The organism is Paenibacillus sp. J31R30 (genome assembly GCF_059692115.1).
The window spans coordinates 489,108-511,079 of record NZ_JCAUAV010000002.1 but is presented as its reverse complement, the minus strand read 5'-3'; the positions used below and the strand labels follow the sequence as shown (position 1 = coordinate 511,079).

25 protein-coding genes and 2 tRNA genes are annotated in these 21,972 nt (G+C 46.0%); 7 read left to right on the top strand and 20 right to left on the bottom strand.

Translation table 11 applies throughout. The features are described from left to right. The first annotated feature begins 14 nt into the window (after nucleotides 1-14). Together AC58QO_RS08260 and AC58QO_RS08255 are read left to right on the top strand one after the other, a co-directional pair. A complete protein-coding gene (locus AC58QO_RS08260; RefSeq protein ID WP_497264822.1) occupies nucleotides 15-2,261 on the top strand; it encodes an FAD-dependent oxidoreductase in 2,247 nt (748 codons plus the stop codon). Between the two features lie 206 nt (nucleotides 2,262-2,467). Continuing rightward, the gene (locus AC58QO_RS08255; RefSeq protein WP_497264821.1) at nucleotides 2,468-2,635 is read left to right on the top strand and encodes a hypothetical protein; all 168 of its coding nucleotides are present in this window, start codon (nucleotides 2,468-2,470) and stop codon (nucleotides 2,633-2,635) included. A gap of 362 nt (nucleotides 2,636-2,997) precedes the next feature. Here the strand turns inward: AC58QO_RS08255 and AC58QO_RS08250 are convergent, their stop codons facing one another. The 5 genes from AC58QO_RS08250 to AC58QO_RS08230 all read right to left on the bottom strand — a co-directional run bounded on the left by AC58QO_RS08250 (nucleotide 2,998) and on the right by AC58QO_RS08230 (nucleotide 6,747). After that, nucleotides 2,998-3,210 carry a hypothetical protein gene (locus tag AC58QO_RS08250; RefSeq protein ID WP_497264820.1) on the bottom strand — a complete coding sequence of 71 codons (213 nt, stop codon included), beginning with the start codon at nucleotides 3,208-3,210 and terminating at the stop codon, nucleotides 2,998-3,000. A gap of 94 nt (nucleotides 3,211-3,304) precedes the next feature. Next, entirely contained in the window at nucleotides 3,305-4,180 is an 876-nt protein-coding gene (locus AC58QO_RS08245; RefSeq protein ID WP_497264819.1) for a M14 family metallopeptidase, read from the bottom strand. A 127-nt stretch (nucleotides 4,181-4,307) separates the two neighbouring features. Then, nucleotides 4,308-5,117: a glutamate racemase gene (gene racE / locus AC58QO_RS08240; protein ID WP_497264818.1), complete on the bottom strand. Its 810-nt coding sequence runs from the start codon at nucleotides 5,115-5,117 to the stop codon at nucleotides 4,308-4,310. A 111-nt stretch (nucleotides 5,118-5,228) separates the two neighbouring features. Then, nucleotides 5,229-6,239, bottom strand: a complete 1,011-nt coding sequence (locus AC58QO_RS08235; protein WP_497264817.1) for a polysaccharide deacetylase family protein — start codon at nucleotides 6,237-6,239, stop codon at nucleotides 5,229-5,231. An 88-nt stretch (nucleotides 6,240-6,327) separates the two neighbouring features. After that, nucleotides 6,328-6,747: a disulfide oxidoreductase gene (locus AC58QO_RS08230; protein WP_497264816.1), complete on the bottom strand. Its 420-nt coding sequence runs from the start codon at nucleotides 6,745-6,747 to the stop codon at nucleotides 6,328-6,330. 208 nt (nucleotides 6,748-6,955) lie between these two features. Here AC58QO_RS08230 and AC58QO_RS08225 point away from each other — a divergent pair, with 208 nt between their 5' ends. After that, nucleotides 6,956-7,618 (top strand): helix-turn-helix domain-containing protein, encoded by a 663-nt coding sequence (locus AC58QO_RS08225; protein ID WP_497264815.1) that lies wholly within the window; start codon nucleotides 6,956-6,958, stop codon nucleotides 7,616-7,618. 117 nt (nucleotides 7,619-7,735) lie between these two features. Beyond that, nucleotides 7,736-8,857, top strand: coding sequence for a phosphodiester glycosidase family protein (locus AC58QO_RS08220; RefSeq protein WP_497264814.1), 1,122 nt, complete (start codon nucleotides 7,736-7,738; stop codon nucleotides 8,855-8,857). A gap of 55 nt (nucleotides 8,858-8,912) precedes the next feature. Here the strand turns inward: AC58QO_RS08220 and AC58QO_RS08215 are convergent, their stop codons facing one another. Together AC58QO_RS08215 and AC58QO_RS08210 are read right to left on the bottom strand one after the other, a co-directional pair. Beyond that, complete coding sequence (locus tag AC58QO_RS08215; protein WP_497264813.1) at nucleotides 8,913-9,278, bottom strand: YtxH domain-containing protein; 366 nt, start codon at nucleotides 9,276-9,278, stop codon at nucleotides 8,913-8,915. 14 nt (nucleotides 9,279-9,292) lie between these two features. Beyond that, complete coding sequence (locus tag AC58QO_RS08210; RefSeq protein WP_497264812.1) at nucleotides 9,293-9,739, bottom strand: DUF948 domain-containing protein; 447 nt, start codon at nucleotides 9,737-9,739, stop codon at nucleotides 9,293-9,295. A gap of 180 nt (nucleotides 9,740-9,919) precedes the next feature. Between AC58QO_RS08210 and AC58QO_RS08205 the strand changes: the two genes are divergently transcribed. Next, nucleotides 9,920-10,555, top strand: a complete 636-nt coding sequence (locus AC58QO_RS08205) for a bifunctional 4-hydroxy-2-oxoglutarate aldolase/2-dehydro-3-deoxy-phosphogluconate aldolase (protein WP_497264811.1) — start codon at nucleotides 9,920-9,922, stop codon at nucleotides 10,553-10,555. Nucleotides 10,556-10,612: 57 nt separating this feature from the next. On the opposite strand, the gene AC58QO_RS08200 is transcribed toward AC58QO_RS08205, so the two are convergent. From AC58QO_RS08200 to AC58QO_RS08190, 3 genes are all read right to left on the bottom strand, one after another. Next, entirely contained in the window at nucleotides 10,613-11,860 is a 1,248-nt protein-coding gene (locus tag AC58QO_RS08200) for a S1C family serine protease (RefSeq protein WP_497264810.1), read from the bottom strand. 533 nt (nucleotides 11,861-12,393) lie between these two features. Further along, the gene (locus tag AC58QO_RS08195; protein WP_497264809.1) at nucleotides 12,394-13,026 is read right to left on the bottom strand and encodes a helix-turn-helix transcriptional regulator; all 633 of its coding nucleotides are present in this window, start codon (nucleotides 13,024-13,026) and stop codon (nucleotides 12,394-12,396) included. An 83-nt stretch (nucleotides 13,027-13,109) separates the two neighbouring features. Then, nucleotides 13,110-13,541 (bottom strand): DUF86 domain-containing protein, encoded by a 432-nt coding sequence (locus AC58QO_RS08190; RefSeq protein ID WP_497264808.1) that lies wholly within the window; start codon nucleotides 13,539-13,541, stop codon nucleotides 13,110-13,112. Between the two features lie 273 nt (nucleotides 13,542-13,814). Between AC58QO_RS08190 and AC58QO_RS08185 the strand changes: the two genes are divergently transcribed. Then, nucleotides 13,815-14,876, top strand: a complete 1,062-nt coding sequence (locus AC58QO_RS08185) for an acyltransferase (protein ID WP_497264807.1) — start codon at nucleotides 13,815-13,817, stop codon at nucleotides 14,874-14,876. An 11-nt stretch (nucleotides 14,877-14,887) separates the two neighbouring features. On the opposite strand, the gene AC58QO_RS08180 is transcribed toward AC58QO_RS08185, so the two are convergent. From AC58QO_RS08180 to AC58QO_RS08155, 6 genes are all read right to left on the bottom strand, one after another. Beyond that, nucleotides 14,888-15,553, bottom strand: a complete 666-nt coding sequence (locus AC58QO_RS08180; protein WP_497264806.1) for a tetratricopeptide repeat protein — start codon at nucleotides 15,551-15,553, stop codon at nucleotides 14,888-14,890. A gap of 185 nt (nucleotides 15,554-15,738) precedes the next feature. Beyond that, complete coding sequence (locus AC58QO_RS08175) at nucleotides 15,739-16,548, bottom strand: glycoside hydrolase family 16 protein (RefSeq protein ID WP_497264805.1); 810 nt, start codon at nucleotides 16,546-16,548, stop codon at nucleotides 15,739-15,741. Between the two features lie 170 nt (nucleotides 16,549-16,718). Next, nucleotides 16,719-17,114, bottom strand: a complete 396-nt coding sequence (locus AC58QO_RS08170) for an SRPBCC family protein (protein ID WP_497264804.1) — start codon at nucleotides 17,112-17,114, stop codon at nucleotides 16,719-16,721. Then, nucleotides 17,111-17,440 (bottom strand): ArsR/SmtB family transcription factor, encoded by a 330-nt coding sequence (locus tag AC58QO_RS08165; RefSeq protein WP_497264803.1) that lies wholly within the window; start codon nucleotides 17,438-17,440, stop codon nucleotides 17,111-17,113. The genes AC58QO_RS08170 and AC58QO_RS08165 overlap by 4 nt, the downstream gene beginning before the upstream one ends. A 76-nt stretch (nucleotides 17,441-17,516) precedes the next feature. Continuing rightward, nucleotides 17,517-17,885 carry a DoxX family protein gene (locus AC58QO_RS08160; RefSeq protein ID WP_497264802.1) on the bottom strand — a complete coding sequence of 123 codons (369 nt, stop codon included), beginning with the start codon at nucleotides 17,883-17,885 and terminating at the stop codon, nucleotides 17,517-17,519. Nucleotides 17,886-18,090: 205 nt separating this feature from the next. Continuing rightward, on the bottom strand, nucleotides 18,091-19,233 hold the full coding sequence (locus tag AC58QO_RS08155; protein ID WP_497264801.1) for a hypothetical protein: 1,143 nt from the start codon (nucleotides 19,231-19,233) through the stop codon (nucleotides 18,091-18,093). Between the two features lie 486 nt (nucleotides 19,234-19,719). Here AC58QO_RS08155 and AC58QO_RS08150 point away from each other — a divergent pair, with 486 nt between their 5' ends. Next, nucleotides 19,720-20,481 (top strand): metallophosphoesterase, encoded by a 762-nt coding sequence (locus AC58QO_RS08150; protein WP_497264800.1) that lies wholly within the window; start codon nucleotides 19,720-19,722, stop codon nucleotides 20,479-20,481. A 108-nt stretch (nucleotides 20,482-20,589) separates the two neighbouring features. Here AC58QO_RS08150 and AC58QO_RS08145 read toward each other — a convergent pair. The 4 genes from AC58QO_RS08145 to AC58QO_RS08130 all read right to left on the bottom strand — a co-directional run bounded on the left by AC58QO_RS08145 (nucleotide 20,590) and on the right by AC58QO_RS08130 (nucleotide 21,808). Continuing rightward, nucleotides 20,590-20,687, bottom strand: a tRNA-Ala gene (locus tag AC58QO_RS08145). Further along, nucleotides 20,674-20,991 carry a type II toxin-antitoxin system RelE/ParE family toxin gene (locus AC58QO_RS08140; RefSeq protein WP_497264799.1) on the bottom strand — a complete coding sequence of 106 codons (318 nt, stop codon included), beginning with the start codon at nucleotides 20,989-20,991 and terminating at the stop codon, nucleotides 20,674-20,676. The genes AC58QO_RS08145 and AC58QO_RS08140 overlap by 14 nt, the downstream gene beginning before the upstream one ends. After that, entirely contained in the window at nucleotides 20,988-21,251 is a 264-nt protein-coding gene (locus AC58QO_RS08135; protein ID WP_497264798.1) for a type II toxin-antitoxin system Phd/YefM family antitoxin, read from the bottom strand. Before AC58QO_RS08135 ends, AC58QO_RS08140 begins: the two co-directional genes overlap by 4 nt. Before the next feature lie 484 nt (nucleotides 21,252-21,735). After that, nucleotides 21,736-21,808: transfer RNA gene (locus tag AC58QO_RS08130), tRNA-Ala, on the bottom strand. Between the last annotated feature and the right edge of the window lie 164 nt (nucleotides 21,809-21,972).

Genomic DNA, 21,972 nt, shown 5'->3' with positions numbered 1-21,972 from the left:
TGAGGTGCTCATAAATGAAACATGAAACCGTTACATCCGATATTACCGTCGTTGGCGGTGGCTTGGCAGGAGTATGTGCAGCTGTCGCTGCAGCACGATTAGGTCAAACTGTCTCACTTGTCCAAAATCGACCAGTACTTGGCGGGAATGCAAGCAGTGAAATACGTGTTTGGGTGTGCGGTGCCACTTCACATGGTGTTCATCGCAATGCCCGCGAAACCGGCATCATGGGCGAACTTTTCGTGGAGAATCAATATCGGAACATCGATGGCAATCCGTATATTTGGGATCTGGTTGTGCTTGAAAAAGTGAAAGCTGAGCCGAATATTACATTGTTCCTGAACACCGATGTGCATGAGGTCGATGCGTCAGGTGATGACAATAATCGCACCATTCAAGCGGTGACGGGCTGGATGATGGGTTCAGAACGACGGATTCGTTTTGAAAGTCGTGTTTTCCTCGATTGTACTGGCGATGGTCTAGTGGGCTTTCTCGCGGGTGCTAAATTCCGTATCGGTCGCGAAGCACAACATGAATTTAACGAGGAATGGGCGCCTCATGTCCCGGATGATATCACGCTGGGAAGCACGCTGCTCTTTTACACGAAAGATGCGGGGCGCCCAGTCAAATATATCGCGCCAAGCTTCGCGAAAGATATCACACAAACGTCGATTCCTATGAAGCGAGTCATTCGCAGCGGTGATAACGGCTGCTCTTACTGGTGGATTGAATGGGGCGGCGAGCATGACACGGTCCATGATAATGAGCGAATTCGGGATGAGCTCTCCTCGGTTATCTATGGGATTTGGGATTATATCAAAAATTCAGGGAGATTCGACAGCGCCAATTTAACCTTGGAATGGATTGGATCGATTCCAGGGAAAAGGGAGTATCGCCGTTTCGTCGGGGATTACGTGCTGAATCAAAATGATGTGATAGCGCAGGAGCTGTTCGAGGACCGCGTCGCCTTCGGCGGCTGGTCGATTGATTTGCATCCGCCGCAAGGTATGTATGCGACAGCCAAAGGCTCTAAACATATGCATATGGATGGTTCCTACCATATTCCATTCCGTTCCCTCTATTCGACCAATGTGTCGAATATGCTCATGGGTGGACGCAATATCAGCGCGTCCCACGTTGCTTTCGGTACGACACGAGTCATGGCGACATGTGCGGTCATTGGCGAAGCCGCAGGTACTGGCGCCGCGCTTTGCGCAGCGAAAGGGATCTCGCCGCGGGAGCTGCACAGCCACCACTTGAGCGAGCTGCAGCAGACGCTGCTGCGACAGGATGCGTCGATTCTTGGCGTGGCGAATAGCGACGAGGCTGATCTCGTGCGCAGCGCCTCTTTGACGGCCTCCAGCACGCTGACAGAGCTTGCTTTGGAGCAGTCGGGTGGTGTTTATCCTTTGAAGACGCATGTAGGGCTTCTAGTGCCCGTAGATCCGTTTATTGATGGCATAGCGCTATTATTGGATGCCACAGCAGCAACTGAGCTTATTGTCGAGCTATGGGACACAGGCAAACCTCAGAATTACGTCCCTCATAATCTCGTTACGTCTGTTGTAGTGCCTGTAAGTGAAGGAACAGAGCAATGGGTCACCGCTTCATTGAAATGGGAGCCTAAGCATGCACAGAATGCTTTCATCGTCCTTAGAAGCAACTCTGCTCTGTCCGTTCATTTGTCGAGTCGTCCGCAATCTGGCGTGCTATCCTTCAAGCATGATGCGGCTTCAGCGGATACCGTGGACTTCGGAGATATGTACCATCATCAGCCGGTGATTGACTGGAGTCCGAAGGATTTCCTTCGGAAGCCAATCTGCTTCCGACTTCTCTCGCCTACTTCCGCCTATGCGGCTGAGAAAGCAGCGGATGGCTATAAGCGGCCTTATGGCAGTCCGCATCTGTGGTCTTCCGTTGGAGACAGTGGTACGGAGGAATGGCTGGAAGCCAGCTGGTCTGAGGTGCAGAACATCGGGCAAGTACATGTGACGTTCAATGATGATGTGAACGAGGATTTAATTAATTTGCATCACCATCGCACCGAATTCGAGATCATTCCTGAATTAGTCAAAGATTATAAATTACAAGCTTGGGTTGGTGAAGCGTGGTCAACGATTGCTGAGGGGCTGAACAATCATACACGGCATCATGTTCATGTGTTAAACAGCAGCGTATCAACGAACCTCCTGCGTGTTGTCGTTACATCAACGAATGGCTCTGCGCGAGCAGAAATCGTGGAGTTACGTTGTTATCGTTAAAATAGTACGTATCTTGAAGAACCGATACAGCCACGTCAATCGTGGTTCATATCGGTTCTTTTTTGCGCATGACGCTTGGACATGCCCCCCTAATTATTTGAAAAATAGGTACCGATTCCCCTTGCTTAACCTTACATGATGTGTTATATTAAAAGTGCGTAGAATCAAGGTTTTCGCTTTTAAAAGCTGACATAGGAGTGATGAAAATGTTACAAATTCCGCATGGCGAAGAAATTATTTGTGTAGAAATGACAGTTAAGGAAGCGCTTGCACTAACGGGCACGAAATTCGCCCAAAATCAGAAATTGGAAACAGACGCAATCAAGAAGCTTAAACAATCCTTAGAAGATAAATTGCTCACACCAAACCATTAATTCATACACATATGAGCCGGCCCTGCGAGGTAAACTCGCGGGGCTTTTTATTGTGATCTGGGAGTGACGGCGGGATTGGCTACCGTTTAGGGACGTTACGCCGGCGCGAGGGGCTTTAACTCCTAAGTATCTGGGCATTATCCCATTGACTCAGGATATAGATCGACGCTTGCCGACCTGAGCGAAGGGGATCGTGGCAAGAGATAGCTTTCGGAGCAGGTCGATTACCTAAAAGAGCTAGAGAGTGAGCAAGATGGCTGAGTCCGACGGCGTTAACGCCATTTCGGGGCGTTATTGACTACGGCTTAGCGTTCAAGCCCCAACAAACAACAAATCCGCCCCCAACCAAGGGGCGGATCCATCTAATTAATTCTCTTACGTGTCAAAATACACGGTACGCCTCTGCCCACTGCGCCAGGCTGCGACATCATTTCCAAGTAGCGCATTCCCCTTGCGCAAGGTGTTTTACAAACCGCACATGTGGCCGATTCGACCATTCTCATCGTGTATTGCGCATGGGATGAAGGATCCTTTTTCTTCTTAACAACCTTGCCTTTACCTTTAGGTGGTGCCATATTCACGCCTCCCAACAGCTTCCTTACTTCAGTATATGAAGTCTGGGCTGATGGGTTCGTGGCGGGCGCATGCAAGTTCGTATGACTTGTCTTTTTACAATTCCAAAGCTGTCAACAGAATAGGAACGACTTCCTCATAAAGGGAAGCAAATGTTTCGACAGGCAGCGGATTTACGCCCAAACCAACCTCGACGGTAAAGCCAGGTCTCCGAAATTGCTGGATAAACCAATCCTTGTACCCCGCATCACTACCTGAAAGCTTCACTGCCGCGTAATCACTGGCCATGGCCAACCGCTCTGCAAGGGCTTCGGATTCAGCAGGCTCATAGTCCCGATAATTCCAATAAATTTCTCTACCTTGGGTATGTAGTGCAACAACGAGCTCGAAGTCATGACTCTCGGTAAAGTGAGCTAGCGCTGCGGCTTCCGGTTCAGATAACGGTGCTTCTCCGCCATAATCACGCTCGCCAGGTCCATCGTGCTCTCTTCGCAACTTTTCTTCTTCCCAATGTGCGGGGAATTGATCATTGAGATCTACGCCTCGTATATTCGCCTTCCAGTTCAAAAACGACAATGAGCCTTGATTCCAGGCCACTAATGCTTCTCGATGAGGATGCTCTTCAGGCAGCCCATGCAGGACAAGTTCGACACCGTCAGGATTGACCATGGGCACAACCCACAGCGAGTACTCTGATAAAATCCTCCTTATATTGCGACCCTGCCAAGCCGTCCCTCTGGCATAGGAGCATGCTAGATCTTCAACAAATTGCATCAGCAGCGGTGCGGTTATCCATTCATTCGCATGCATAGCTGCATTGAAGTGAATTTCCTTCGATCCATGGCCAATTCGAAGCGCAAGGATATCCCTTCCCATTACACTTTCGCCAATACAAGCGACTTGCAAAAAGGGATATATTTTGCCTAAACGATTCAGCTCGTTACCCAATGTCTCGTACCCATACCCTAACACACAACCACCTCACAGCCATTTACTTCTTTCGTATGGCTAATCTTATGATTAGGTTCCAGGAATCATGCGGTATCCCGGCTGGGGCAAGCGAAATAAAAATAGACCCCGAAGGGTCTATTTGCAAGGCTTAGATAATAGTCGGTACCTGCCACACTACAGGCATAAAGGCAATATATTCCTTGAGCCAGTTCTCTGCAATCTGCCGGAATACCGTAGGTGCGCCGCTGCAGAAAAACTGATGAACCGGCATTTCTCGGGATATCGTCTGCATCCCTCTCTGGAACAGGATCGTGCTTATATCTCTGGCTGTCTCTTCGGCCGACGAAATCAACGCTACTTCCGAACCCATGACCTTAGAAATAGATTCCATGAGAAACGGATAATGGGTACAGCCCAAGATTAAGCAATCGATAGGCTTCCCTTTTAAGGGACGCAAGGATTGTTCCACAACGGCATGCGCACTATCACTACTAAACAGCCCTCTCTCCACAAATGGAGCTAGTAACGGACAAGCCTCACTAAAGACATGGATGTCTGGCGAAATTTGCTTCAACGCCGTTTCATATGCTTGGCTGCGTATGGTTCCATCAGTGCCTATGACACCGATCATACCGCTTCTAGTCATTTTGATTGCTGCTCTAGCCCCCGGTGAAATCACACCTACAACAGGAATCGAGACACGAGCACGAATGTCTTCTATCGCGACAGCAGTGGCCGTATTACAGGCAATCACAATCATTTTGGGATTAAACTGAAGTAGGTAATCTACGATTTGACGAGTAAAGTGACGCACTTCATTTGCAGGCCGGGGCCCATATGGACTCCTTGCCGTATCTCCAAAATAGATAACTTTCTCATGCGGCAGCTGTCTCATAATTTCTTTTACAACAGTTAATCCTCCGACTCCGGAGTCCAGTACGGCTATCGCTTGCTGCACACATATCCGCTTCCTTTGCCGGTTGATGAATTCATAAACCACATGGTTAGGATATGTGAGGCCAAGCTTAAAGGTACCAAGAGTACCACACAGTTTTAGACCAAATCTTGTTTACTTCTTAGGCTGCAGCTCTGTTACGAGCCCGAATTCATAGCCTCTCTTTTTGATTTCTTTACAAATACGATCAAGCGCCTGCATGTTCTCAATAGAACCCTGATGCATCAAAATCACATTTCCCTCATGCAGGTTATTCATAATATCGTTGTAAGGATCCTCAGCGCCATTCGCTCTTGGCTCCCAGTCACGCATTGCAGTAGACCAAAACACAGAGGTATAACCCATCTCAGATACCAAGCTTAAATTATGAGGATTGTAGTGACCGTAAGGGAAACGGAAATAGTTCCCAACGTCTTTACCCGTTATTTGCTTATAGACAACTTCAAAATCCTTAATTTCTTTACGAATCTGATCGTCGGACAACTCATTAAAATCGGTATGTGTCATCGTATGGTTCGCTACATAATGACCGTCTGCCACAATTCTTTTCAAATAGTCTGGGTTCTTCTTAATGTTGTTTCCAGTGATAAAGAAATTAGCTTTGACATTATTTTCTTTGAGCGATTTCAACATGAGATCAACCTCAATTAAAGGTCCTCCTGCGTCAATCGTTAAATATACCTTCTTCCCAGTCCCGACCCAGACTGCCTTCTGGTCATTCGTAAAGGATTTGGTTTCATGCGGAAAATCTGGAACCTGGCCGATTTTCTTCTTCATATAGTACCAAGAATATGGTGTCCGATCCGCTGGCAAGGTCTTTGGTTTGGAAGCATCAGACGTCACAGTAGGTTTGGGTGATGCACTTGGCGTCGCCGTGGCGGCAGACGTGCTTGGTGTAGCGCTTGGCTGCGTCGTTATGTTTGGTGTAGCTTTGGGTGTTGTCGTTGGTGATGGTGTTGGCAATTGGGCAGGTAGTGGAGAAACTTTAGCAGTAGCAGATGATGAAGGCATGGCTTTGGAAGCAGCTTCATTGCCTGCAGGGGCTGTCAGACTTATGTCTGCACAACCGACCAAGGTGACGCTCAGTATGATCAGAAGTGCAGCTTTGTGGGTTCGTTTTGTCATGAGTTACACCTCGGTAGGATTGGATTCTTCTACCATGCCTATTCGACAGTGAATGACAAATTACCTGCCTAACATTGATGTACGAGGGTTATTTTGTAGCGCGATAGGTCAAGAATTGTAAAATGGTAATCAAAATGAAGGCAGTTCCAGCAAGCATGGGAATCGTAATAAAACCGAGCCAGTTTAAGTAATCGGTATCACAGGCAATTGGTCCGCAACCTGTACCTGTTTCTTTAAATACACCCATTTGTAATAAAACGTGATAGATCGAGATACATGCGCCCCAAATCGTTAACGGCAGTACGTATACGGTTAATTTGTAATCTCTGCGCACAGCTGCAATACCTAGAATGATGACCAATGGGTACATAAGAATGCGCTGATACCAGCATAGCTTACATGGTGCCAGATGCATGATTTCCGAAAAATATAAGCTTCCTAGCGTAGCAACTAAGGCGATGAACCAAGAGAGATGCATGCCGTTGTCTCGCAGCCATTTTTTTGACATGTTAATATCGCCCCCTTTCTAATTCCCTATTATAAAAAAATAGCAGAAAGAAGTCACGGGATTGATTCTCTCGACCTACTAAAATAGCAAATTGCTTACGAACTATATGAGAAGTCTGCTAACAACTCAGGTAATTAGTACCATTAAGTGCTATTAACGTTTCTATTTCCGGCCAATTCTATTACAATTAACATATGGAGGGATTCTTATGATGAAGCAATTTGAAGGATTCGGTAAATTTTTGGAGAGCTTGCGAGGGAAAATGTCCTTGCGCGAAGCAGCTAACAAGAGTGGACTGTCCCATGCTTATATTCGAGATCTCGAATTAGAAAGAAATCGTTCAACGAATGAAAAGATTAAACCATCCCCTGTCACTTTGAAGAAACTGTCGGACGCCTATAAATTCTCATATACAGATCTCATGGAGAAAGCTGGCTATCTTGAGAAAGAGAGCCAGGATAGTCAAACTACACCTTTGACTCTTCCTTTGACAGACATTCTATTTATTGAAATTGGTTCTACCGAAATGATGTACCATACGCGGATCGGTAACCGCAGAGTCCCTATGCAGTCATTGCTCGATTTCAGTCATTTCCTAGATCAGTTAGAAGAGAACGGCTTTAAGAAAATGGATACCGACTTATTCGTCAATTTGTCTCATGTGAAGAAGTATGATGCACAGGAAGGTAAGCTTTATTTTGACCCTCTTGGTGTCAGTCTATGTGTAACTATTGCGGCTGTTCGGCAAAAGAAATACCATGATCTCATCGTGCGCAGTGTCGCCAAACATTCTGGAAACGAACTTGAATTTCACTTTGACAAATACCGGATGGCGGACACTCGACTTTCATCAGTCCAACGACATAATTGAACATTTTACAAAAAAAGGAGAAAAATTCAGCGAAAACTGAAACTTATTCTCCTTTCTTTTCGTCTTAATAGATGACGATATGGCTTGAATTGCATGAGAGAGGATAGATGCCATACCATGGCGGTTCAACAAACAACCACCCTACAGACGACCAGACAAGCGAGCGTGAAGCGCAAACGATCTGCAGGACTGCGATTTATGATGATTACCATTCTTAGTCTTACTATACTTTCAACCTTAGGATTAAGCTGGTTTTTCCTAACTGCCTCTGGTTCGAGTCTGCGCTTCATGATGGCAGATACGATCATCACAACTCAGCATCGGGATTGGGCCAAATATTTGATTGGTACGTCCGAATTGCAAAAACGGGTTGCTGCTTACTCTCAAAAATTTGATGAAATGGGTACAGAGAAGGATCTTGGACTCGTTGAAATTGCACCTGTTCCGTCCTTCACTCCCGTAGAAGTGCCTGTCAAGAAAGAGTTAGTGACGATTGAGAACATTTCCGGTCCGAACTTCAAAGGCAAGCTCGTTACGATAACCGACCCCACGAAACTTCGAATCGCCGTGCCGGAGAAAGCGGGAAAAGGGGAGAAGGTTTCCTCGATGGTCAAACGTACCGGCGCGATCCTAGGCGTTAACGGCGGCGGGTTTATCGACCCGAATTGGGAAGGTAATGGCTTTCAGCCGGAAGGCGTTGTGATATCTGGAGGCAAAATCTTTTACAATGACAAAGGCATGAACGGTACCGTACAGATCGTCGGAATTGATAAACAAGGCCGCATGATTTCCGGGAAATACAAAGTATCCGAGTTGCTCGAGATGGGCGTGCAGGAAGCTGTTTCCTTCAGCCCTCGATTCATTGTGAACGGTGTTGGGCAGATCAAAGGGCAAGCGGACGGCTGGGGCATTGCGCCGCGTACATGCATGGCTCAAACTAAAGACGGTTCTATTCTGTTTGCCATTATCGATGGCAGACAAACGCACAGCATTGGCGCAACGCTTTATGATATACAAGAAATTTTCTTAGCCCGTGGTGCAATCACCGCGGCGAACCTGGATGGGGGCGCTTCGACGGTGCTTGTCCATAATAATGCCATCATCAATAAACCTTCGAGTGAATACGGAGAACGCTACCTCCCTACTGCATGGCTCCTCTTCGATCATCCAGAGACGGCAGTCATTAAGAACGTATGGGAAGGGCTGGATATCAGTAAAATTGATCCGTCCAAGTGGTAATAATAAAGAAGCCGAGTGCTCCACAGTGGAGCGCTCGGCTTCTTTGTTTGGGGGATTAGCGGCCTACGATGACTAAGTCTTCAGCGGCTTCCGAAGCTTCAATCTCATCAAGGACATCATCGACTGATTGCGAATCCTTCCAAGAGCGAACCGTCTCGACAACACTTGCTGCTGTGTCTTTGGCTTTACCAACAAGATCCGATGTTGTGGAACTCACTGTTTTGGCAGCAGCTTGCGTTTTTTGACTCACAGTGCTTGCAAGTTGAACTGTTTTGTCGCTAACCGCAGTAGCTCCTTCAGCAATGTCACTGCGCAGCTCACGACCGGACTTCGGTGCAAACAACAATGCTGCTGCAGCTCCAACCAAACCGCCTACGACAGCCCCGATAAGAAGATCTTTTCCTTTTTTTCCATTGGACATGTGATATCCACTCCTTAATGATCTGATTTCGCATTCCGATGCGCCTGCCATCTCTGCCACAGCTCAAACCCTGTCGTTGCCCATTCCATGACGTCGTGGATACGCTTCTGGTGCGTATGTACGACTTTTTCCGCACCAAGTATTGACTCGTTCATCATACGCGAGGCCTTGCGCAGCGTGGAAGCGACTTCCCCGACTGCAACCCCTGCCTTTTCAACCGATTGGATACTTGGCTCTAAGGCAAGGAGTTGCAAATGTACCTCTTCCGTAAGCTGCCCTAATTGCTTCATTAGATTCTCCGCTTGTTCTGTAGTATGGCCAATCTGCTGTTTAACTTCAACAACCGTGTCCCCTAACAAGCGAAGCGTTCGTGTAGCCGTGATGAACATACGAACGGTAAACGCAATGAGCACTAAACAAGCTACAGCCAAGCTGACGATACTGATCTCACTCCATGTCATGCGGGTCACCTCCTGTGAGCGTAAAGCTGTGAGGGCGGATGGGGCTTCTAGACGAATGCCTATGAATTACTACAGTATAGGTAGGTAGGGCTTGTTTTGACACAAAACTGACTGGAAAAATTTCTGGAACCTGTCATAATAAACATCAATAGCATGGATCACAGTTGGGGGAATCTAGAAATGAACCGAGAACAAGGCCTACAAGAAATTGAGCGTACTCGTATTATCGCGATCGTCCGCGGCGTACAGGAGGCACATATCCTCGCTGTTGCTGAAGCCCTTCATAAAGGCGGCGTTACGGTCATGGAAGTCACCTTAAATACACCAGGCGCGCTGACCATGATCAGTAATCTCCAGGAGCAATGGGGAGATCAGATGTTCATCGGAGCAGGCACAGTACTGGATCTGGAGGATGCCAAGCAAGCGGTTCTCGCTGGTGCTGCCTTCCTAGTCACACCAAATTTGGATGAAGAGGTCATTCGCTGGTCGCGGCAGGAAGGAATTCCGATCTTCCCTGGTGCTATGACACCGACCGAAGTTGTGAAAGCCTGGAAAGCCGGGGCTACGGCCGTTAAAATATTCCCAAGCGCCAGCTTAGGCTTGCCTTACATAAAGGAATTGATGGGACCTCTGGACACAATCCCGATGATGGCTGTCGGAGGCGTTACGGAAGGCAACATCAAGCAATTTCTGAGCATCGGCTGCTATGGCCTAGGCATTGGCGGCTCACTGATCAACCTGAAAGAGATCGAAGCAGGTAATTTCGGCTGGATCACGGACAAGGCGGTTCAATTGCTCGCGGCGTCGCGAGCTTGAGCTGTCAACAAAAAAACGGAGCTCGCGAACTTTCGCGACTCCGTTTTTGTTTAAACATCAACCTTGATAGTTTGGCACGGTGTTTTTGTCCCCGACTTTTACTGACACGTCCTTCGTTTGACCATCACGCGAAATTTTTACTTTCAACACATCCCCCACTACCGCTGCTTGCACAGCTTTAGTTAAGTCCGCTGTGCTAGCTATCGCGCCGCCGTTCACTTCCAAAATGACATCATACTGACGGATACCCGCTTCGAACGCAGGCGAACCTTGCTGCACCTCAGCAACTACAGCACCGTTTGTATTATTAATTTTCAAGTCTTGCAGCATGTCATCTGAAATATTTTGCAATGCTACGCCAATATATGGCGCTGGATCTTTCGGAATTTCTTCGTTATTCTTCAGCTGTTCCACAACAGCACTAATTGTGCTTGCTGGAATCGCAAAGCCCATTCCTTGCGCTTCGGCGTTCACTGCTGTATTGATCCCAATGACCTCACCGTTTAAATTCAAAAGCGGACCACCGGAGTTACCTGGATTAATGGCCGTATCTGTTTGTAACAAATGCTTGTAATTACGTGTCCCCTGCTCGTCATCAATGCTGATCGTCCGTTCCTTAGCGCTTAGAACTCCCGTCGTGACGGAATAGTCGAAGTCATATGGATTGCCGATGGCAACCACCCATTCTCCTACTTCCGCATTGTCTGAATTTCCGATTTTCAGAGCGGGAAATGCCTTGTCTCCCTGAATTTTAAGCACAGCCAAATCTAAATCGTAGCTGCTCCCAAGTAGCGTTGCCGTAAATGGGGTATCATAGCCTTGTACGTAAACCTCGATTTCGTCAGCACCGTCAATAACATGCTCATTCGTCAAAATATAGCCGCTATCTTCAAAGATGAAGCCCGATCCGATACCATTTTGGATGGTGTCACCCGTTTCCGTTCCCTGCTGAAGGGGATTTCTTCGCGTCCCTGATGTGTTCGTCTGTTTAACTTTCGTTTCAATTTTCACAATGGCTGGGCTCGACGCTTTCGTAATTTGTGAAATACTATTCGTACCCAAGCTGTTCAAAGAAGCTGTTTGAACGCCGGCACCCGCCGCGTTAGCAGCGGAAGCAGCTGTGACATTGGACTGTACTGTTTGAGCATCATAGCCAAAAAGGTTTAACTTATCCGATGTAAACATCAAACCGCCGACAACTACAGCCCCCGCCATAAATGCTGCGAAAATAGGCTTCACTCTGGAGCTGTTTGGTTTGCTTTCAATTTTTATATCATTCATGTTATTGTTCATATCCTCATTCATAGGATTACCGCCTCTCGTTTGCCTTGAATTTATTTGCTTGTTGATAGCTCAAGTATAGAGCGCTAACCTGAAGTGTTACTTAAACTGGGCTGATAGCGGTATGAATGTTAGCTGAAAGTTTACTGAAGGTTGTGTAGGTTGCAGAGGACAGCGGAAGAGCTGTAATGATGTTTTTCAACGTTACAGCGGGCGCGGACGGGGGATTTGCCTCTGTAGTGATGATTTTCACGCTACAGAGCGTGAGTGGGACAGTGGAGTCGTTTTGATGAGCTGTAGCGTTGTTTTTCAACGTTACAGCGGGCGCGGACGGGGGATTTGCTTCTGTAGTGATGTTTTTCACGCTTACAGAGCGTGAATTGGGCTGTGGAGGCGATTTGCTAAGCTGTAGCGTTGTTTTTCAACGTTACAGCGGGCGCGGACGGGGGAGCTGCCTCTCTAGTGATGATTTTCACGCTTACAGAGCGTGAATTGGGCTCCGAAAGGCAAAAAAAAGAAGCTAAGCAGATCACAATCTGCTTAACTCCTTTGGAAAGCTATTTATTTTGACGTATGATATACACACATTTGTTAGCACCTTTGGCAAGACACTCTGTACGCTCAACATCCGCATCCAGTAGATTACGGAACAGAGATAGCTCACACTGACAGGCCTGCTGGAACGTGTTGGCCACCATCGCAATTGGGCAGTTATGCTCATTAAAAATATAAGCGTCATCGCCTTGCGCCGACCAGTCCACCATATAGCCATTCTCATTCTGAATGAGCGCTAATTCAGCCACACGATCCTCTAAGCTTTTGGCTTGCATCCTCGATTGATAACGAGCTTCAAGCTTACCCTGCCTGCCTTCAAAAAGCCGTTCAATTTTCTCATGGCCTTCATCTTCTAGTAACTCGTCTAATAGATCCAATGTTAACTGCGAATATTTCTTGGGAAATAGTTCATCCGCCTGCGGTGCTAAGGTATACACACTTGTTGGACGCCCCATCGCTTGCCTAACGAGCTTAGCCTCGAGCAAATCATCCTTTTCCATCGAATGAATATGCCTTCTTACGGCCATCTCCGTGATCCCGAGCTGTTTGGCCAAATCCTGAACACTTAATGGTCCTTGCGTTTTGAGCATGGAAAGAATCACTTTACGTGTTGATGTCTCTAGTGTTTGATTCACGCTCTCACCTACCCTCGGACCTCATTTAGGACTCATTTTACAGCATCACAAGCAATAAGTAAATTATGAAACACTTATGTATGTTATGCCAATTCGCTCTTAATGAAGGCCCGTACACTCACAGTAAATGCCTCAAAAGCCACTGGGAGTAGCGGTATTAACGGATGTAACGACTCGCGATTCCAATCCGCATAATCCTGAACAAGCGGTTTTCTAAGCTTTACCAATTGCAACAGCGTCTCGGTCAATGACTCCGAATATGCCCCTTCACCATGTACAATTTCAACAATATCTTCATAACTGCTTGCATCTCGTAAAATAAAAGCATCAATCAGCAAGCTCCCAATGTCCGTCACGGTTTCAATCGCTAAATGAAGTACACGTTCTTGCGCTAGCTGCCATACGAGATCGTTGCGGCCCTCTGCCCACTGCGCTTCTAATTGCTTACTTGCCTCAGCCAAAACGGCCAGAAACTGAATGCGCCCATCAATTTGTTCATGATTAATAAAATACATGATCTATCTCCGTCCTCTTTTTCGCCATTTCGTCCATACCAACATAGCAAAAAAAGTGATAATCACCAAAAATATGAGCAAAACTGCCTGCATCAGATATTCATAACTCACGCTTATTCACCCTCTTGATTTGTTCTCATTGTACATGCTATCAACAGTTTATCTCTCGTAGATGTGAGCGTCAAGCTTACGCAGGCTTCAATGATAGAGTCATTGTCCTCCTCCAGGGATCATGATACAGTGAACGGAGAGAAAAAAAGGAGAAATTTCGACATGTCATCTAAATCTAAACTATCAGAAATCGATATTGTCCGCGCGATTGCCATCATGGCTGTCGTCCTCATTCATGGTACATCCGGCGCGACGCTGCTTCCATTGGGGACAGGCTCTCAGACACTCTTTTTCATCCTCAATAAAGCTAGCTTGTTTACCGTTCCCCTCTTCATCTGGATAAGCGGGCTCGTGTTGTTTTACTCGTACTATGATCGGTGGGAGCCAGGAATGGCGCGTGTTTTTTGGACAAAAAGGCTGCAAAAGATTCTGATTCCATATGTCCTATGGTCCCTATTCTATTATGGGTATAATCAAGTCATGTTTCATGGCACCCTGCAATTGGACGCTTTTTATTTATTCAAGCTGCTTCTATCTGGCAATGCGAGCTATCATCTGTATTACATCGTCATTATTGTGCAATTTTATGTGCTGTTCCCATTCATGCTTACTGCGGTCAAGCGATTCAGCTGGCTGCGCCGAGGTCTGATTCCTCTAGGTATCGGCTTTCAAGCCGTTTCCTATACCTTACATTATTGGGTGGTTCCGCTACCGGAATACTCTTCCTTGTTCCTAGGCTATACAGCCTCCTTCTGTTTCGGTGCTTTCATGGGCATCTACTATACATCAATGGTGACATGGGCTTCCCGTTTCAAAATGTGGATCTGGAGCGCCGTCCTCCTTGCCGGGGGAGCTTTCGTGGGCTTGCTCCTGCTTCAGCATCATGGTCGCGCTGATATCGATAATACATGGTTCGAGCTCGCGCTCCTCACCTACTGCATGTCCATCCCACTGCTCTGCGTGCCGTGGGCGCGCAAAATGCTGGCACGCGGCTCACGCTGCGCTGCCTTCTTATCTGCCTTAGGCTCAGCCTCCTTCGGCATCTATCTCGTGCATCCCGCGATCCTCACCCTGTGGGATCGCATTGCGCCAGAGCCAGCGCCTGGGCGCATCTGGCTCTATGATTTGCACACCGTCGCAGCCGTAGTTATCGGACTGCTAGGCGCTTGGCTGCTCACGCGCGGGTACGCTCGCGTCGTAAAAAAAGGTTCCGCTCGCAGATGAGCGGAACCTTTTTATTTCATGCGCGCCAGCCAAGCCCAGCGCCGCTGCTGTCTGCGGCTATAGCGTGGCAAGCCGCGGTAAATGTCCAGCGCTTCGCGATACGCGCGCTTGGCATCCTCCTGGCGGCCAAGCTGCTGATATAGCTGGCCGAGCCGGTAGTACGCCTCGACCGACGAGGAGTGCAGGTCGCGGAAGTGTTCAATAAACTGAGCCGCTCGTTCCGGAGCAAGGGGAGCCAGAGCCTCGCCGAGGCGCAGGTAGGCTTCGCCATATTTTACACGTGGATTAAGCTCGACTGCTTTCAGCATGAACGTTTCCCCTTCGGCAATTCGCCCTAGCTTTAGCAGGCACAGTCCAATTTCATAGTGAACGTCAGCAGATTCCTGCATGATCGGTAAGGTTTGCTCCAAGTAGGGCAGTGCTTCTTGATATTTTTTGCGTTCAATCAGGATTCGTGCCAATTCCAGCTTCGCTGACGTATTGTGCGGGTTGGCATGAAGGTCAGATCGCAAGCGAGATGCCTTCCGACGTAATTGAAATGGCCTCCAAATATTCGGCATGATGCCAACGTATCTTCTATCCAAGACATACAAAATCACGAGTAAGATGAGCAGCGCTAGAAATGGATTACCAACGATTCGCCAAAGTAAGCCAAATACTAATAATTTGATAAGCAACGTCTATTCCCCCTTTTCAACTTCCTTATACTACCATATTATGCGGTGATTGTTCATCTGGAAGACAATAATAATTCCATATCTGAAGAAGATTACGTACGAGGAATCGAAACAAGCTGCCTCCGGATAGTACCAGCGCCAGCTTGCTGCAATCTAATATTCTCTTACTTAAAATATCGGCTAGCCTAGTTCTTCTGATAACAACGCATATAATCGATCGTAAACTCACTTGGATAGACGGGCGAAGTTCTAGAACCACTCTCTTGCTGGGGGATTTCATAAATGTTCAGCATCAGCTGCATGGGATAATGCGGTGATTGCTTCGATCTATGAATGAGTTGGTTGTCGATATAAAAATCGACGCCACTCTCGGTCCAATCCACACCATAAATGTGATATTCAGTAGGGTCGATCGGGAATTCCTTTTCAAAAAATTCATCCCTTATCGTCGGATCACCAAATGGATGAATACCAAACCCTAGCGTACAGATATCCTTATCAACATGCCATCCCTTTAATTCAAATGGGCAAATTTCAGCTGATTGATGCGGGAGATCCTCGAATCCAATCATCCAAAACGCACAAACATTATTGGGATTATCCGTACCTTTTGCCCGCAATTCAAAATATCCATACTGCGGAGTAAACAGCTTCACAGCGTTTTGCTCTTCTCGAACAAGACATTGACTTGCGAATTTATGTTGACCATATTCACTTCCTAAAGGTCCAGAGAAAACACCTGTTTGGAGGTTGCTTACTTTTACGTCTCCATTAAATTCAGGACACCATGGCAATTGGTTTTCATTTATTTGCAGGATTAATTGACTATCACTGATTCTGTAGTTAGCTTCAGCGCGCACCCGATTGCTCCATTGGGGTAAATAGTACGGCAGCCACTTGCTGCGGTCAAGTTCAGGCGAATCAAAATCATCATTAAACACCAACGTATAGCCCTGTTTGTCCAAATCATTTCTTGGAAAGCCGCTAGGTATCATCTACCGTTCCCCCATTCCAGATTCCGTCGTTTATTTGGATTCATTATACCATTTCAATGGCAATAAACAAGAACAAAAGTTCTCATTGTGTTACTTGACTAGAAATGAAAAAACTCCCCGAATGGAATCAGGGAGTTTAAAGAAATTTGTCTTAGTAATATCGAATACGATTATTGTTCCAGCAATTTTTGCAGCTCGCCAGTCCAGTTCGTCCAGCCATACTTAGCGCCTCCCAGTGCCTGTGCATTGGAGATGCCTGTTTGTTCGAGATGAAGGTTCACTTTCCCCTCCCCTAAATCCTGCAGCGTCCAAGTAACTGTGTGAACCTCTCCACCGGCAAACGTGTAGGACAACCGGTTAGGTGCGTCTACGAGAAGCACTTCGCCCTCAATAACGCCATTCCAGTATTCCGTTGCCTGTGTGCGAAACTGAAAACGATGACCTACTTCGGCTTTAAAATCATTCGCCATGATCCACTTGGCTAGTTTGTTGGATTCGGTTAATGCGGACCATAGCTTCTCGATCGATGTCGTGAATTCAAAATCTAAAGATAATGTTAAACTCATTCTTCTTCCTCCTCTAATAGTTGGTTCAAGCGAAACATATTCGTATTCCATAATCTACTATAGATAGCCACCCAATCTTGAACTTCTCTGAGTGGAGTGGCGTTAAGCCTATATCGCGTTTCTCTGCCGACTTTTCGATCAAGTACCAGACCAGCCTCTTTCAGGATTGTCAAATGCTTGGATACCGCGGTACGACCCATTTGAAACTGAGCCGTTAACTCATGAAGGGGTATCTCCTCAGCCTCTGCTAACAGACGAATAAGTCGACGTCTAGTTGGATCAGCGATCGCGTCATACACATCCCGCAACTGGTTGTTCTCGCTCACAACACCCCCCCTAAGATATTATTACCAAGGGACAACCGTTAATTTCAGAATTTAATAGGTGTTTCACGATAAGAACTTACCCAAAAAGATGAGGCAATTCGTCTGCAAATAATAATACGACTGCAATAGCTATCACGAGATTTAATAAGGCCGGTATCATTTTGCCGATCGGATGTTTCACTCTCAGATGTGACAGGCACGCCAATAGCATCATAATACCAATCAATATCCCGGCCCATGCGGCAATCACTGGATACCAGTAGCCGATAATGAGTCCTACGCATCCAAGAATTTGAACGTAGCCCGTGATGACGCGGAACCATTGAGGAAGCTTAATTGAATCAAACAAATCAATCTGATGCTTAGCTCCTGCAATCTTGCTTCCGCCAAAGAACCCCATGGAGAATAACAGCCAACTTTGAATGACAATGGTTAGAATATACATGTGAAATCCTCATCCTTTTTCATTTATTTATTATACGACACCATTAAGTGTCCTATTTCATAATATAACACCATTAGGTGTCCTGTAAAGCAATTATTATAATACATTTGCTGGAAACCTCCTTCATTAGGCGATTAACAGTCAAAGAAAAAGCCTTTAAACACACACAACTCCTCGTGTTTAAAGGCTTTCTTACTTTATGGAACTATCCCGAAAGAACGGTTATCGTATCTCCAGCCCCGTTGGCAAAGTAGACACGATTGTTGTTCTCGTTGGCAACGCCTGCCGATACGCCTAGCCCGAGAGGGAGGTTCGCTTTCATGATTTTGTTATTCGCTCCATTAATGACACTTGCTCTGCTTGGCGGAGTTTCCTCCCCCGCAGTTGCGACGTAGATGCGATTCAGCTTGCTGTTGACGACTGGAATGCGCGGCGACTCGCCATCAGTGATTGTGCCGATGATTGTATTGGTTTTCCCCGAAATGACGGTGATTTTAAAGCTCTGCGTCGTATCATCCGGCGCATAAACGCGGTTCGTTTCAGGATTAACCGCGAACGTGTCGATATCGCCAACATTAGGAATGGTCTTGATTATCTTGTTCGTTCGCCCATTAACGATAGAGACGCTTTTATTCTCTGCGATCGCGATGTATAGACGATTCGTGCGCAAATTAAAAGCGAGCGAAGACGGTCCCTGCCCGACTTTGATCGTGGCTATCACGCGATTCGTGCGGCCGTTGATAACGGTAGCGGTATCTTCTCCTGGATTCAGGATATAAATACGATTCGTGAACGGATTGACCGCTACCGTATGAGGAGCGGCGAAGCTCGGGTTCTGCTGCCCTACCCCGACTGTTGCAACAACTTTCTTCTTATTGCCACTAATGACCGTGACCGAATTTCTATCAAGATTAGCCGCGTACACCTTATTCGACTTGATATTGACCGCGATGGAAGCGAAGCCCCCTCCTACGTCGAAAGTATGAGTCAGCTTATTCTTCTTACCGTCAATGATGAAAAGCTTACCTGACAAGCTGGCAACATAAACCTGATTCGTTCGCGGGTTGACAGCCGCGGCTACTGCCCCATTGAGCCCTTCGATTGTCGCAATCACGCGATTCGATCGGCTGCTGATCACGGATAAACTGCTGCTTCCGTTATTCGGCACATATAACATATTCGTCCGTTTGTTTAATGCGATATCCGACGGTGTGCTCCCCACTTGGATCGTCGCGATGACTCTTATTTTGCTAATCGCAAACTCCTCCCTTACTCGCTTTCTATTAGGATATGGGGAGCAAAGCTTAAGAGTTTGTACGATGTTGCACGCTAAGAAAAAAAACGGCATTTGCTGCCGTTCTCACCACCACGATCCATACAAAAAACACGATCCCGAAGGATCGCATTTATGAATTTACCCATAAAACTCGTCGAAACTTCTCGTCAAGATGATTGATTTGTGCCTCTACTTTTTCAAGATTAACCAGATGCTGATGTTCAGGTAGTAGGATTCCTAGAATACGCAATTGCAAATAGTCCCTCATAACTTGAGAAGGTGATAAATGATGAGTGAACAAGAACCTGGGATTAACGATGACGGATAACATTGTTTGATCTTGTGTATGAAGCAACAACGCATTCATGCCTGGATTAAAAACTCCTTTTTCCATGCCGGATGCATAAAAAGCCTGAATTAAAGAATTACGCTTAGTAAGTGACTCTGAAAATCCTAGATATATCTGTTTAGCTAACTCATAAAAGGGATATTCCAGATTTATCTAGAATACATATTACTTCAACAAAATGAATCTTCTATGTGAGGAGAATGGTGAATGTGTTCTATTTATACATAGTGATTCTACTACTCTTGTTTTATATTACTTTTATCTTACCTACACAATGGCTAAAAATTGAAAGAGTTACATATCCTCTGGATTTAAATTTAAAAATCCTACAGATTAGTGACTTGCATGTAGAACGGTTAAGAATAAGTCCAACAAAAATAGCCACTATTATCAATGATGAAAAACCAAATTTTATATTTATTACAGGTGATTTTACCAAACATCGTAAAAAGCTCTCCAAACTAGAAAAGTATCTAAGAGCTATGACTATTAGTAATGTCCCTATATATTGCGTACTCGGCAACCATGATTATCAGCAAAAAAATGTCATGGATTTAATACATCTATTAAGGAAGCATGGATTACATGTATTAAGAAATGAATCGGTACATTTAGATCAAATCGAATTAATTGGAATTGATGATTTTGATTCAGGTAAGAGCAACATAGAAACATCGTTTCAACATGTTGATCCAATTAGAACTAAAGTCATTATTACGCATGATCCTAACATCGTTCTACATCTAAACCAGCACTACGAATATTTAATGGCTGGACATCTACATGGCAAACAATTTAATATTCCATTTTTGTTTAAAATGAAAGACTCGGGTAAATTGCCTCGTATGGGGATATATAAGGGTCTACATAAAAATCAATACGGGGCTTATTACATATCTAAGGGAATTGGGCAGACGGGTATTAATGCAAGATTTTTAGTCAGAAGTGAGATCACGATGCACTATTTATAGCTTGAAGGCCCTCTTCGCTCCGTCCGCGCGGGCGAACCTGAGGGGTTCTCTCCCCCTCTTGATTCCATAGAAAAACCACGATCCCAAAGGATCGTGGTTTTTATTGTATGGAGCCTAAGGGGATCTAACCCATGACCTCATCGCTGCCAGCGATGCGCTCTACCGAGTCAGGTGGATTCACTACCAAAAAGCTTAGAGCAAGCTACTCCAGTGCCTCTTTCCGTAAAGAATCCTAATAATTGTAACGGTTTCTTCTTTTTCCGAGATAACATAGAACACGATGTACGAGTCCACAATTAAATGTCGAATGCCTTTCGATGCCAATCGTTCATCGCGAACTAATCCGTTTCTAAAAGGCATTTGCTCCAATTGAAAAGTAGCCTCAGCGATTCTGCCAATCATTATTCTTGCAGTCGTCGGGTCCAATAATTCGTTTGCGATATAGTCAGCGATGTCTCGCAAATCCGCTTCTGCCAGTTCAGTGATCACTAAAAGATATTTTAGGCTCACTCCTGAATTCCTTTCTCGATGTCTGCAAGTGCATCACGAAAAGGTCGTATCTTCTGCTTCTTCAATGCATCCATGCCTTCATCCAGCAACTTATACAGTTCGAATTTTCCAACTATTTTTTCGTACGTTTCAATACTCATTACAGCCAGATCACCTTGGCCATTCTTCGTAATGTAGACAGGTTCATCATATTTATGGCATAACTCCGATATCTCGTTGTAATGATTTCTTAGATCTGAGCTTGGTCGAATAGTGGGCATGTTAATTCTCCTCCCGTCAATATAACGTTATTTTATCAAAATAACGATACGTACTCAAGGACATTGAGGCAAATTAACAAAAAAGGGCACTTTTCATTTACGTTATAAGTTTGTATCAAGTGGGGTAAAGAGTTGTGCATGAGGCAACCTCGATGCGGACTTAAAAAACGTAGATACAGACGCTGACGCTCCGTCCGCGCGATCCGCCCCCCCAACTAATCCTGAGTTAATGGGATAGTGGTCTAAAGGACTTCGAACAAATCATGTGGCCTCGGGGATGCCATTATACCGTCCCAAAAACCAAGGGATATCCGAATGCTGATTTTAATAGTTGACGATGCTTACTCGAAGATGACTTTTAGCGGTGGATTCAGACGCCGTGCTCCTCCGCTATCGCTCCTTCCGTGCGTACGAACCCTGAGGGGTTCTCTCCCCGTTTCCATACAAAAAACCACGATCCCAAAGGATCGTGGTTTTTATTGTATGGAGCCTAGGGGGATCGAACCCCTGACCTCATCGCTGCCAGCGATGCGCTCTCCCAGCTGAGCTAAGGCCCCGTGATGTCGCTTACAACGTCGACTTTTTGTATTATACATGAATATACGTAGTCAGGCAATACCTGCCCCTTCAGTTTTTAATTTTGCAAATATTCCCATTCAATCGTTTGTCGTTTCTGTAGCAATAGGCGCACAAACGTTGTTTTCGTGCGTATTTTCATGCT

What these genes read in the sequence shown, in the direction of transcription:
- AC58QO_RS08185 (WP_497264807.1), top strand. Translation starts at nt 13,815, where the DNA reads ATGTCATCTAAATCTAAACTATCAGAAATCGATATTGTCCGCGCGATT.
- AC58QO_RS08260 (WP_497264822.1), top strand. Translation starts at nt 15, where the DNA reads ATGAAACATGAAACCGTTACATCCGATATTACCGTCGTTGGCGGTGGC.
- AC58QO_RS08230 (WP_497264816.1), bottom strand. Translation starts at nt 6,747, where the DNA reads ATGTCAAAAAAATGGCTGCGAGACAACGGCATGCATCTCTCTTGGTTC.
- AC58QO_RS08160 (WP_497264802.1), bottom strand. Translation starts at nt 17,885, where the DNA reads ATGTATATTCTAACCATTGTCATTCAAAGTTGGCTGTTATTCTCCATG.
- AC58QO_RS08250 (WP_497264820.1), bottom strand. Translation starts at nt 3,210, where the DNA reads ATGGCACCACCTAAAGGTAAAGGCAAGGTTGTTAAGAAGAAAAAGGAT.
- AC58QO_RS08175 (WP_497264805.1), bottom strand. Translation starts at nt 16,548, where the DNA reads ATGATACCTAGCGGCTTTCCAAGAAATGATTTGGACAAACAGGGCTAT.
- AC58QO_RS08255 (WP_497264821.1), top strand. Translation starts at nt 2,468, where the DNA reads ATGTTACAAATTCCGCATGGCGAAGAAATTATTTGTGTAGAAATGACA.
- AC58QO_RS08190 (WP_497264808.1), bottom strand. Translation starts at nt 13,541, where the DNA reads ATGTATTTTATTAATCATGAACAAATTGATGGGCGCATTCAGTTTCTG.
- AC58QO_RS08205 (WP_497264811.1), top strand. Translation starts at nt 9,920, where the DNA reads ATGAACCGAGAACAAGGCCTACAAGAAATTGAGCGTACTCGTATTATC.
- AC58QO_RS08235 (WP_497264817.1), bottom strand. Translation starts at nt 6,239, where the DNA reads ATGACAAAACGAACCCACAAAGCTGCACTTCTGATCATACTGAGCGTC.
- AC58QO_RS08135 (WP_497264798.1), bottom strand. Translation starts at nt 21,251, where the DNA reads ATGCCCACTATTCGACCAAGCTCAGATCTAAGAAATCATTACAACGAG.
- AC58QO_RS08170 (WP_497264804.1), bottom strand. Translation starts at nt 17,114, where the DNA reads ATGAGTTTAACATTATCTTTAGATTTTGAATTCACGACATCGATCGAG.
- AC58QO_RS08215 (WP_497264813.1), bottom strand. Translation starts at nt 9,278, where the DNA reads ATGTCCAATGGAAAAAAAGGAAAAGATCTTCTTATCGGGGCTGTCGTA.
- AC58QO_RS08225 (WP_497264815.1), top strand. Translation starts at nt 6,956, where the DNA reads ATGATGAAGCAATTTGAAGGATTCGGTAAATTTTTGGAGAGCTTGCGA.
- AC58QO_RS08200 (WP_497264810.1), bottom strand. Translation starts at nt 11,860, where the DNA reads ATGAATGAGGATATGAACAATAACATGAATGATATAAAAATTGAAAGC.
- AC58QO_RS08155 (WP_497264801.1), bottom strand. Translation starts at nt 19,233, where the DNA reads ATGCCGTTTTTTTTCTTAGCGTGCAACATCGTACAAACTCTTAAGCTT.
- AC58QO_RS08220 (WP_497264814.1), top strand. Translation starts at nt 7,736, where the DNA reads ATGGCGGTTCAACAAACAACCACCCTACAGACGACCAGACAAGCGAGC.
- AC58QO_RS08210 (WP_497264812.1), bottom strand. Translation starts at nt 9,739, where the DNA reads ATGACATGGAGTGAGATCAGTATCGTCAGCTTGGCTGTAGCTTGTTTA.